Source organism: Enterobacter chuandaensis, from assembly GCF_039718975.1.
Classification (GTDB): domain Bacteria; phylum Pseudomonadota; class Gammaproteobacteria; order Enterobacterales; family Enterobacteriaceae; genus Enterobacter; species Enterobacter chuandaensis.
Genome location: NZ_CP097173.1, coordinates 3,765,555 through 3,776,809, shown reverse-complemented (window position 1 = coordinate 3,776,809; position 11,255 = coordinate 3,765,555). Strand labels below are relative to the sequence as shown.

Below are 11,255 nucleotides of genomic sequence, written 5' to 3'. Positions count from 1 at the left end.
TCTTATCACGGACTGATGTACCTAAATAAAGAGATGTTGGCGTGTCCAGCACGCAGTTTGTTAATGATGAAGCCGTGATAAAGAGGTCGTAATGCCAGGCAGCACCTTGTTCAAAGCGTTTGTTTTGTTTGTCGCCCTTTGGGCTCCCGTCACTCAGGCAGACTCCGGTTGGCAACCCGTTCAGGAAACTATCCGTAAGAGCGAAAAAGATACCCGCCAGTATCAGGCTATCCGCCTTGATAACGGTATGACTGTGCTGCTGGTTTCCGATCCGCAGGCGGTGAAATCCCTCTCGGCGTTAGTAGTGCCGGTTGGATCGCTGGAAGATCCTGAGGCGCATCCGGGGCTGGCGCATTACCTCGAACATATGACGCTGATGGGTTCTAAAAAATATCCGCAGCCGGATAGCCTCTCTGAATTCCTGAAAATGCACGGCGGCAGCCACAACGCCAGCACGGCACCGTACCGCACGGCCTTTTATCTCGAAGTCGAAAATGACGCGCTGGCAGGGGCGGTTGAGCGTCTTGCCGATGCTATCGCTGCGCCGCTGCTGGATAAAAAATACGCCGACCGCGAGCGCAATGCCGTTAATGCAGAGCTGACCATGGCCCGTACCCGGGACGGTATGCGCATGGCGCAGGTCAGCGCCGAGACCATCAACCCGGCGCATCCGGGGTCACGTTTCTCGGGCGGTAATCTGGAGACGTTGAGCGACAAACCGGGTAGCCCGGTGATTGACGCTCTGCATGCGTTTCGCGACAAATACTACTCCGCTAACCTGATGAAGGCGGTTATTTACAGCAACAAACCGTTGCCGGAGCTTGCCGGTCTGGCGGCTCAAACGTTTGGCCGGGTGCCGAATAAAAATATCGACCTGCCGAAGATAGACGTACCGGTTGTCACGGACGCGCAAAAAGGGATCGTTATCCATTACGTCCCTGCCATGCCCCGCAAAGTGCTGCGCGTTGAGTTCCGCATTGATAACAACACTGCCCAGTTTCGCAGTAAAACCGACGAGCTGGTGACCTACCTGATTGGTAACCGCAGCCCGGGAACCTTATCTGACTGGCTGCAAAAACAGGGGCTGGTGGAAGGGATCCGCGCCGATTCCGATCCCGTGGTAAACGGCAATAGCGGCGTGCTGGCGATCTCCGCCACGCTGACCGACAAAGGGCAGGCCAACCGTGATGAAGTGGTGGCGGCAATCTTTAGCTACCTCTCTTTACTGCGCGAGAAAGGCGTCGATAAGCGCTATTTTGATGAACTGGCGCACGTGCTGGATCTCGATTTCCGCTACCCGTCCATTACCCGCGACATGGATTACGTGGAGTGGCTGGCGGATACCATGATCCGCGTGCCGGTGGCGCACACGCTTGACGCGGTCAATATTGCCGATCTTTATGATGCCGAGGCGGTAAAAGCGCGCCTGGCGATGATGACCCCGCAGAATGCCCGCATCTGGTACATCAGCCCGAACGAACCGCACAACAAGACGGCGTACTTTGTTGATGCCCCTTATCAGGTAGACAAAATCAGCGACCAGACTTTCGCCGACTGGCAGAAGAAGGCCGGTGAGATAGCGTTGAAGCTGCCGGAGCTGAACCCCTACATCCCGGATGATTTCTCGCTGATTAAAACGACTAAGGATTACCCACATCCGGAGCTCATTATTGATGAGCCGACGCTGCGCGTGGTGTACACCCCAAGCCGCTATTTCACGAGCGAGCCGAAGGCCGATGTCAGCGTGGTTCTGCGTAACCCGAAAGCGATGAATAGCGCCAAAAACCAGGTCATGTTCGCGCTCAATGACTATCTGGCCGGTATCGCGCTCGATCAGCTCAGTAACCAGGCGGCCGTGGGGGGGATCAGCTTCTCCACCAACGCCAACAACGGGTTGATGCTCAATGCAAACGGCTATACCCAGCGTTTGCCTCAGCTTTTCCAGGCACTGCTGGAAGGTTACTTTAGCTACACGCCGACGGAAGAACAGCTTGAGCAGGCCAAATCCTGGTATGCGCAGATGATGGACTCGGCCGAGAAGGGCAAAGCTTACGATCAGGCGCTTATGCCTGCGCAAATGCTTTCGCAAATACCTTATTTCCAGCGAGAAGACCGCCGCGCGCTGCTGCCATCTATCACCTTAAAAGACGTGCTGGCATACCGTGATGCGCTGAAAACCAATACGCGTCCCGAGTTCCTTATCGTCGGCAACATGAGCGAAGATCAGGCCAAAACGCTGGCAGAAAATGTCCGCACGCAGCTTGGTTCGAAAGGCGACGAGTGGTGTCGCAACCAGGACGTGCTGGTTGAGGAAAAACAGAATGTGATTTTTGAAAAAACGGGTAGCAGCACGGATTCTGCGCTGGCCGCGGTGTTCGTACCAACGGGCTATGATGAATTCGCAAGCTCTGCGCAGAGCGCCGTTCTGGGACAGATTATTCAGCCTTGGTTCTATAACCAGTTGCGCACTGAAGAGCAGCTTGGCTATGCGGTATTTGCTTTCTCGATGAACGTGGGCCGTCAATGGGGGCTGGGCTTCCTGCTGCAAAGCAGCGACAAACAACCGGCCTACCTCTGGCAGCGCTATCAGGCGTTCTTCCCGCAGGTGGAAGCAAAACTGCGCGCCATGAAGCCGGAAGAGTTTGCCCAGATCCAGCAGGCCGTTATCACGCAGGTGATGCAGCCGCCGCAGACGCTGGGTGAAGAGGCTTCGCAGCTGAGCAAAGATTTCGATCGCGGTAATCTGAAATTTGATTCGCGTGATAAAGTAGTGGCCGAGATTAAACAGCTGACGCCGCAGAAGGCTGCCGATTTCTTCCATCAGGCAGTGATTAAGCCGCAGGGTATTACCATCCTGTCTCAGGTTTCCGGTAGCCAGAACGGGAAAACGGACTACGTGAACCCGGAAGGCTGGAAAGTCTGGAAGAGCGTCAGCGCGCTGCAGCAATCTATGCCCTGGAGTAAGAAAGAATGACCAGTACCGCTGAGTCCCTTGATCCCTTACGTTTACCTCTGCAGGGTGAACGATTGATTGAAGCCTCAGCGGGAACGGGAAAAACCTTCACCATCGCCGCGCTCTATCTGCGCCTGCTGTTAGGGCTTGGCGGTAACGCCGCTTTTCCTCGTCCTCTGAGCGTGGAAGAGCTGCTGGTCGTCACCTTCACCGAGGCCGCCACCGCTGAACTGCGCGGCCGTATTCGTACCAATATCCACGAGCTGCGTATCGCCTGCCTGCGCCAGAGCACGGAAAATCCTCTCTACGCGAGCCTTCTGGAAGAGATTGCCGATAAGCAACAGGCGGCCCAGTGGCTGCTTCTCGCTGAACGGCAGATGGATGAAGCGTCCGTCTTTACCATTCACGGGTTTTGCCAGCGCATGCTGAGCCTGAATGCGTTTGAATCCGGCATGCTGTTTGAACAACAGCTTATTGAAGATGAATCCGTGCTTCGCTATCAGGCCTGCGCGGATTTCTGGCGTCGCCACTGCTATCCGTTACAGCGCGATATTGCCGAAGCGGTACATGCGTTGTGGAAGGGGCCCGAAGCGCTGCTGCGCGCCATCGATCGTTATCTTCAGGGGGAAGCACCAGCGATCAAATCTCCGCCCCCGGCGGATGAAACTCTGGCTTCGCGCCATGAAAAAATCATCGCGAAAATTGCCGACATCAAGCAAAAATGGATTGAGTCTGTCGGCGAGATTGACGCGATCATTGAGAATTCCGGGATCGACCGACGAAAGTTCAACCGCGGCAACCAGGGAAAATGGATCGAGAAGATCAGCGCGTGGGCGCAGGAAGAGACGCGAGGCTACCTGCTCCCGGACGCGCTGGAAAAATTCTCGCAGCGTTTCCTGGTTGAGCGGACCAAAGCTGACGGCATTGTGCCTGAACATCCCCTGTTTGTGGCGATTGAAACCCTGCTTGCAGAGCCATTAACGCTTAACGATCTGATGATCGTCCGCGCCATGACGGAGATTCGCGAAGCCGTCGCGCGTGAGAAACGCCGCCGGGGCGAGCTGGGGTTTGATGATATGCTGAGCCGCCTTGATGCGGCGTTATGCAGTGAAAATGGCGAAGCGCTTGCCGCCGCGATTCGCACCCGCTTCCCGGTGGCAATGATTGACGAATTTCAGGATACCGACCCTCAGCAATACCGTATTTTCCGCCGTATCTGGCGCCAGCAGCCCGGCACCGCGCTGCTGTTAATCGGCGATCCTAAGCAGGCCATTTATGCTTTCCGCGGTGCGGATATTTTCACCTACATGAAAGCCCGTAGCGAGGTCGACGCGCACTACACGCTCGACACCAACTGGCGCTCCTCTCCCGGCATGGTGGAAAGTGTCAACGCGCTTTTCGGCCGCATGGATACGGCGTTTATGTTCCGGGAGATCCCTTTCCAGCCGGTCAAATTCGCCCCGAAAAATGCCTCGTTGCGCTTCGAATTTAACGGCGAAACGCAGCCCGCCATGAATTTCTGGCTGCTGGATGGAGAGGGCTGCGGCGTCGCGGACTATCAAAACGCCATGGCCCAGCACTGTGCGGCACAAATTCGGGACTGGCTCAGCGCTGGTGCGCGCGGTGAAGCACTGCTGTGGAAGGGGGATAAACCTGCCCCGGTTAAGGCATCGGATATCACGGTGCTGGTGCGCAGCCGTCAGGAGGCCGCACTTATCCGCGATGCCCTGACGTTACTGAATATACCGTCCGTCTACCTTTCCAACCGCGACAGCGTTTTTGAAACGCTGGAAGCCCAGGAGATGCTATGGCTGCTGCAGGCCGTGCTGGCGCCGGAGCGGGAAAGCACGCTGCGCAGCGCACTGGCGAGCGCGATGCTCGGGCTGAATGCGCGTGACATTGATGCGCTCAACAATGACGAATCCGCATGGGATGCCGTGGTAGAAGAGTTTGTTCGCTACCGTGAAAAATGGCAGAAGCGCGGCGTGATGGCGATGGTGCGCGAGCTCATGGCACAGCGTCACATTGCGGAGAACATGCTCGCGACCGCGGGCGGCGAGCGTCGGCTGACCGATATTTTACACATCAGCGAGCTTCTCCAGGAAGCGGGCACGCAGCTGGAGAGCGAGCACGCCCTGGTGCGCTGGCTGGCGCAGCAGATTGCTGACCCGAACAGTAATTCATCCAGCCAGCAGATGCGCCTTGAGAGCGATAAACATCTGGTGCAGATCGTTACCATTCACAAGTCGAAAGGTCTGGAGTATCCGCTGGTCTGGCTGCCATTTATCGCCAATTACCGCGTGCAGGACCAGGCTTTTTACCACGATCGCGAGTCGTTTGAGGCGGTGCTCGATCTCAGCAACGCGGAGTCCAGCGTTGAGCTGGCCGAAGCCGAGCGTCTGGCGGAAGATCTTCGTCTGCTCTACGTGGCGCTGACCCGTTCAGTCTGGCACTGCAGTCTGGGCATTGCGCCGCTGTTCCGCCGTCGTGGCGAAAAAAGCGGCGAGAGTGATTTTCATCTGAGCGCGCTGGGGCGGCTTATTCAGCGCGGCGAATCCAAAGATGCCGCAGGGCTGCGCCAGTGCATCGAATCGCTTTGCACCGAGCATGTTGCCCTGCATATTCCGACCCAGCCCGACAACAGTCGCTGGCAGACGCCTGAGCAGCAGGCCTCTGAGCTGCATGCCCGACAGGTTGCCCGCATGATTGCCGACGACTGGCGCGTCACCAGCTACTCCGGTTTACAGCAGCACGGGCAGAGTATTGCGCAGGATCTGATGCCAAAACTGGATGTCGATGCCGCAGGTGCCGGGAGTGTGCCCGTTGAGCCCGTGCTCACACCTCATCAGTTCCCACGCGGCGCCTCGCCGGGCACGTTTTTGCACAGTCTGTTTGAGGAGCTGGATTTTACCCAGCCGGTTTCCGATGAGTGGGTGCTGAAGATGCTGCAGAGCGGCGGCTACGACGCGCAGTGGCAGCCGGTTCTCACGGAATGGATCCGCGCTATTCTGCACGCGCCACTCACGGCGCAGGGGATTTCGCTGAGCCAGTTGACCGCCAAAGATAAGCAGGTGGAGATGGAGTTTTATCTTCCTATTGCCAGCCCGCTCAGGGCCGAGGCGCTTGATGCAATGATCCGCGAGTACGATCCGTTATCCGCCGGGTGCCCGCCGCTGAATTTCCGCCAGGTGCAGGGGATGCTGAAAGGCTTTATCGACCTCGTTTTCCTCCATGAAGGGCGCTACTACCTGCTGGATTACAAATCGAACTGGCTGGGTGAAAGCAGCGAAGCCTACACGCAAGACGCGATGGCCTCTGCGATGCAAATGCATCGCTACGATCTGCAGTACCAGCTTTACACCCTGGCACTGCACCGCTACCTGCGTCATCGCATGGCCAATTACCGTTATGAAGACCATTTTGGCGGCGTAATTTACCTGTTCCTGCGCGGCGTGGATGCTAATGACCCGCGTTCCGGCGTCTTCAGTACGCGTCCGGCTGCGGAGTTGATTGAAAAAATGGATAACCTGTTTGCTACAGGCACGGAGGAGGTGGCATGACGATGCAGGCACTACTGCTGGACGCGGTTGAACAACGATTACTGCGCCACCTGGATGTGCAGTTTGCCATGATGGTGGCGGGCGAAGAGCCTGCCGTCATGCTTGCCGCCGCGATCCTGAGCAAAGATGCGGGGGAGGGGCACGTGTGTCTGCCACTTTCACGTCTGGTGGTGGATGAGAAAATGCCCCCGGCTTTACAGGCGTGTTTCGCGCTGCTGGGTGAGGCCGTGGACTGGCAGGAAATATTACTCCGCTCGCCTGCCGTCAGCGGCGCCGATACCGGTACGCCAATGATTTTGACGGGAGAACGTTTGTATCTGAACCGGCTGTGGCGTAACGAGCTAACGGTGGCGCGCTTCTTCAGCGAGACCAATGCTCCGCTAGCGTGCGATGAAGCACTGCTCCGGCAAACGCTGGATATGCTGTTTACCTCTGACGACGCGACAGACTGGCAGAAAGTGGCGGCAGCGGTGGCGTTAACGCGGCGGATATCGGTGATTTCTGGCGGTCCGGGCACCGGAAAAACGACCACCGTGGCAAAGCTGCTTGCCGCGCTGATTCAGTTATCGGGTGAACAAAAGTGCCGTATTCGCCTGGCAGCCCCCACGGGGAAAGCGGCGGCGCGTCTGACAGAGTCGTTGGGCGGGGCGCTGCAAAAACTGCCGCTTTCCGGGGATCAGCTTGCGCTTTTCCCTAACGAAGCCAGCACGCTGCACCGGTTGCTGGGCGCTCAGCCGGGCAGCCAGCGTCTGCGCTATCATGCTGGTATCCCCTTGCATCTTGACGTGCTGGTGGTGGATGAAGCGTCGATGATTGACCTGACGATGATGTCGCGGTTGATCGATGCGCTCCCGCCGCACGCACGGGTTATTTTTCTCGGCGATCGCGATCAGCTTGCCTCCGTTGAGGCCGGAGCCGTGCTGGGCGATATCTGCACCTATGCCAGCCTGGGATATACCTCGGAACGTGCAGAGGAGTTAGCCCGTCTCACCGGATGTTCGCTCACCTCTGAAAACCATTCGCTTGCAGGGGCGCTGCGCGACAGCCTGTGTCTGCTGCAAAAAAGCTACCGTTTCGGCAGCGACTCCGGCATCGGCCAGCTCGCGGCGGCAGTGAACCGGGGCGACCGGCGCACCACCACTGCGGTATTCGACGGAACCTATACGGATATTGAGAAAAAATCGCTGCAAACCGGGGAAGAATATCAGGCGATGCTTGATGACGCCCTGCTGGGGTATCAACATTTTCTGACGGGCGTACAGCAGCAAAGCATGCCGGAGCAGGTCATTGCCGCGTTTGGCGAATATCAGTTGCTCTGTGCGCTGAGGGAAGGCCCCTTTGGCGTCAGCGGCCTGAACGACAGGCTGGAACAGCTGCTGGCGCAAAAGCGTAAAATCAACCGTACCCCGCACTCCCGCTGGTATGAAGGGCGGCCGGTGATGATCTCCCGCAACGACAGCGCGCTGGGGTTGTTTAACGGAGATATCGGGATTGCGCTCGATCGCGGTCAGGGGCTTCGCGTCTGGTTCCAGATGCCAGACGGCAGCGTGAAGTCTTTCCAGCCCAGCCGTTTGCCCGAGCATGAAACCGCATGGGCGATGACGGTGCATAAATCTCAGGGCTCTGAGTTTAACCATGCGGCGCTGATCCTGCCCACGCAGCTTTCACCGGTCATTACCCGCGAGCTGATCTATACCGCCATTACGCGCGCGCGTCAGCGCCTGTCGCTCTATGCCGACGAACGGGTGCTGGTGCAGGCGATTGCCGCCCGTACGGAACGCCGAAGCGGGCTGAGCGCGATATTTGGGGCCGTCTGAATGAAAGCCCCCACCGGACGGTGAGGGCGTCGTATCATCCAAGGTCAGCCATCAGCACTTTTGAACGACGCTGATAGTTGTACATCTCTTTCTTCGTTTCCGGCAGGGAATCAATATCTACCGGCGTGAACCCGCGCTCCTGGAACCAGTGAATGCTCCGCGTCGTCAGGACGAAAAGCTTGCTCAGCCCCATCTGACGCGCCTGTGCCGCCACGCGCTCAAGCAGCATTTCGCCGCGTGAAGAGCTGCGGTAGTCCGGGTGCACCGCCACGCAGGCCATTTCACCAATCTTCTCTTCCGGGAACGGATAGAGCGCGGCGCAGGCGATGGTCAGGTTATCGCGCTGGATAATGGTGAATTTGTCGATCTCCATCTCCAGCTGCTCTCGGGAGCGACGCACCAGAATACCCTGCTGCTCCAGAGGACGGATCAGCTCCAGAATGCCGCCGATATCGTTGATGGTCGCGCGGCGGATCTGCTCGGCGCTTTCCATCACAATCTGGGTACCAATACCGTCGCGGGAGAACAGCTCCTGCAGCAGAGCGCCGTCTTCCTGATAGCTGATCAGGTGACTACGGCGCACGCCGCTGCGACAGGCCTTCACGGCACCACGCAGGAAGCGGACGGTGCCGGAGTGGTAATCGCCTTCGGCTTCCAGCACTTCCACGCGGGCCTGGGCTTCATTCGGGAAGAGTTCCGGCACAATCACCCCTTCATCGTTTACGACGCCCTGGGAGGAGCAAAACCCAATCATTTTTTCCGCCTTCAGCTTGATCGCCAACTGGGTGGCAATCTCTTCGGACGTCAGGTTAAAGCTTTCGCCGGTTACGGAAACCGCCACCGGGCCCATCAGCACGATGGCACCGCTGTCCAACTGGCGATGAATGGCTTCTTCATCAATACGACGAATGCGGCCGCTGTGGCAGTAATCTACGCCATCGTCCACGCCGAGCGGCTGGGCAATGATAAAGTTGCCGCTCACGACGTTGATATGCGCGCCCTGTAGCGGTGTGTTGTTCAGGCTCATCGACAGGCGAGCGGTAATATCCAGCTGCAGCAGACCCGCCGCCTGTTTCACCAGCTCCAGAGTTTTTGCATCCGTGACGCGAGTATGTTTGTGGTAAATCGGCTCGTGGTGGTGAGCGGCCAGGTTGGCGTCAATCTGCGGGCGTGCGCCGTAGACCACCACCAGGCGGATCCCGAGGCTGTGCAGCAGGCCAATGTCATTGACGATGCTGGAAAAATTTTCATGCTCGATGGCTTCGCCGCCCAGCATGATGACAAACGTTTTTCCCCGGTGGGCGTTGATATAGGGAACAGAATGGCGGAATCCCTGGACCAGTTCGGTTCTACGTTCCTTCACCATGGCACAACCCTTAATGAATGTTTATTCGTAATTTCTGTATTTTTATTCGATTGTGGGCGCGTGTGCAAGTGCAAATTTTCTGCGTCCTACAGAAATTAATAAGTAATCCGTGCGTTAACGTATGATTGTTTACCCTTTTATAGATGACAGTTTATGCGTCATTCGTTAAAGTTTTCGGTCAATCTGACCATTTTGTATATCAGTTCGTTTTCTTGCTCGGGAGAAGCATGTCGGGATCCAATTCAGCAATAAGCCGCCGCCGTTTGTTAAAAGGGGCCGGGGCAATGTGGTTGCTTAGCGTCAGCCAGGTCGGTCTTGCCGCCACGAGTCAGGTGGTGGCGGTGCGCGTCTGGCCGTCGTCGACCTATACGCGCGTAACGGTCGAGTCCAACCGCGTGCTGAAATATAAGCAATTTGCCCTCAGCAACCCTGAACGCGTGGTGGTGGATCTCGAAGGGGTGAACCTCAACTCCGTGCTGAAAGGCATGGCGGCGCAGATCCGCGGTGACGATCCGTTTATTAAATCGGCGCGCGTCGGCCAGTTTGATCCGCAAACCGTGCGCATGGTGTTTGAGCTGAAGCAGAACGTTAAGCCGCAGCTGTTCGCCCTGGCGCCCGTTGCAACGTTTAAAGAGCGTCTGGTGATGGATCTCTACCCGGCCAATGCGACGGATATTCAGGATCCGCTTCTCGCCCTGCTGGAGGATTACAACAAAGGCGATCTTCAGCGTCAGGTGCCGCCTGCGCAAAGCGGCCCGCAGCCGGGGAAAGCAGGGCGCGATCGTCCGATTGTGATCATGCTCGATCCCGGCCACGGCGGCGAAGACTCCGGTGCGGTGGGGAAATACCATACGCGTGAAAAAGACGTGGTGCTGCAAATTGCCCGTCGTCTGAAGGCGTTAATTGATAAAGAGGGCAATATGCGCGCCTACATGACGCGCAATGAGGATGTCTTTATCCCGCTGAAGGTCAGGGTGGCGAAAGCGCAGAAGCAGCGCGCCGATCTGTTCGTCTCTATTCATGCGGATGCCTTTACCAGCCGCCAGCCAAGCGGCTCGTCGGTGTTTGCGCTTTCCACCAAAGGTGCGACCAGTACCGCGGCGCGATACCTTGCGGACACCCAGAACGCCTCGGATTTGATCGGTGGCGTGAGCAAAAGCGGCGACCGCTACGTTGACCATACTATGTTTGACATGGTGCAGTCCCTGACCATTAACGACAGCCTGAAGTTTGGTAAAGCGGTGCTGGGCAAGCTGGGGAACATCAATAAGCTGCACAAAAACAGCGTTGAGCAGGCCGGGTTTGCGGTACTGAAGGCACCGGATATTCCGTCCATTCTGGTGGAAACCGCGTTTATCAGTAACGTGGAAGAAGAGCGTAAGCTCAAGACCGCTAAATTCCAGCAGGAGGTTGCGGAGTCGATTCTGGCGGGGATTCGGGCGTATTTCTCCGACGGGGCGACGCTGGCGCGACGCGGGTAGGTCTTTTAGCCGGGTGGAATGCCCGGCAAATTCACAAACGGCAGATACAAAAAAACACCCTTAAGGGTGTTTATTGTG

5 protein-coding genes are annotated in these 11,255 nt (G+C 57.4%); 4 read left to right on the top strand and 1 reads right to left on the bottom strand.

What is annotated here, in order from left to right:
• Positions 1–91 precede the first annotated feature (91 nt).
• The 3 genes from ptrA to recD are packed head-to-tail and all read left to right on the top strand — an operon-like array spanning position 92 to position 8,330.
• The gene (gene ptrA / locus MX657_RS18145) at positions 92–2,974 is read left to right on the top strand and encodes a pitrilysin (protein ID WP_346806313.1); all 2,883 of its coding nucleotides are present in this window, start codon (positions 92–94) and stop codon (positions 2,972–2,974) included.
• On the top strand, positions 2,971–6,513 hold the full coding sequence (gene recB, locus MX657_RS18140; protein WP_346806311.1) for an exodeoxyribonuclease V subunit beta: 3,543 nt from the start codon (positions 2,971–2,973) through the stop codon (positions 6,511–6,513). The genes ptrA and recB overlap by 4 nt, the downstream gene beginning before the upstream one ends.
• Positions 6,510–8,330, top strand: a complete 1,821-nt coding sequence (gene recD, locus MX657_RS18135; protein WP_346806309.1) for an exodeoxyribonuclease V subunit alpha — start codon at positions 6,510–6,512, stop codon at positions 8,328–8,330. The genes recB and recD overlap by 4 nt, the downstream gene beginning before the upstream one ends.
• Positions 8,331–8,364: 34 nt before the next feature.
• Here the strand turns inward: recD and argA are convergent, their stop codons facing one another.
• Positions 8,365–9,696 carry an amino-acid N-acetyltransferase gene (gene argA / locus MX657_RS18130; RefSeq protein ID WP_346806307.1) on the bottom strand — a complete coding sequence of 444 codons (1,332 nt, stop codon included), beginning with the start codon at positions 9,694–9,696 and terminating at the stop codon, positions 8,365–8,367.
• A gap of 227 nt (positions 9,697–9,923) precedes the next feature.
• Between argA and amiC the strand changes: the two genes are divergently transcribed.
• On the top strand, positions 9,924–11,177 hold the full coding sequence (gene amiC, locus MX657_RS18125) for an N-acetylmuramoyl-L-alanine amidase AmiC (protein ID WP_014885071.1): 1,254 nt from the start codon (positions 9,924–9,926) through the stop codon (positions 11,175–11,177).
• Positions 11,178–11,255: the final 78 nt, after the last annotated feature.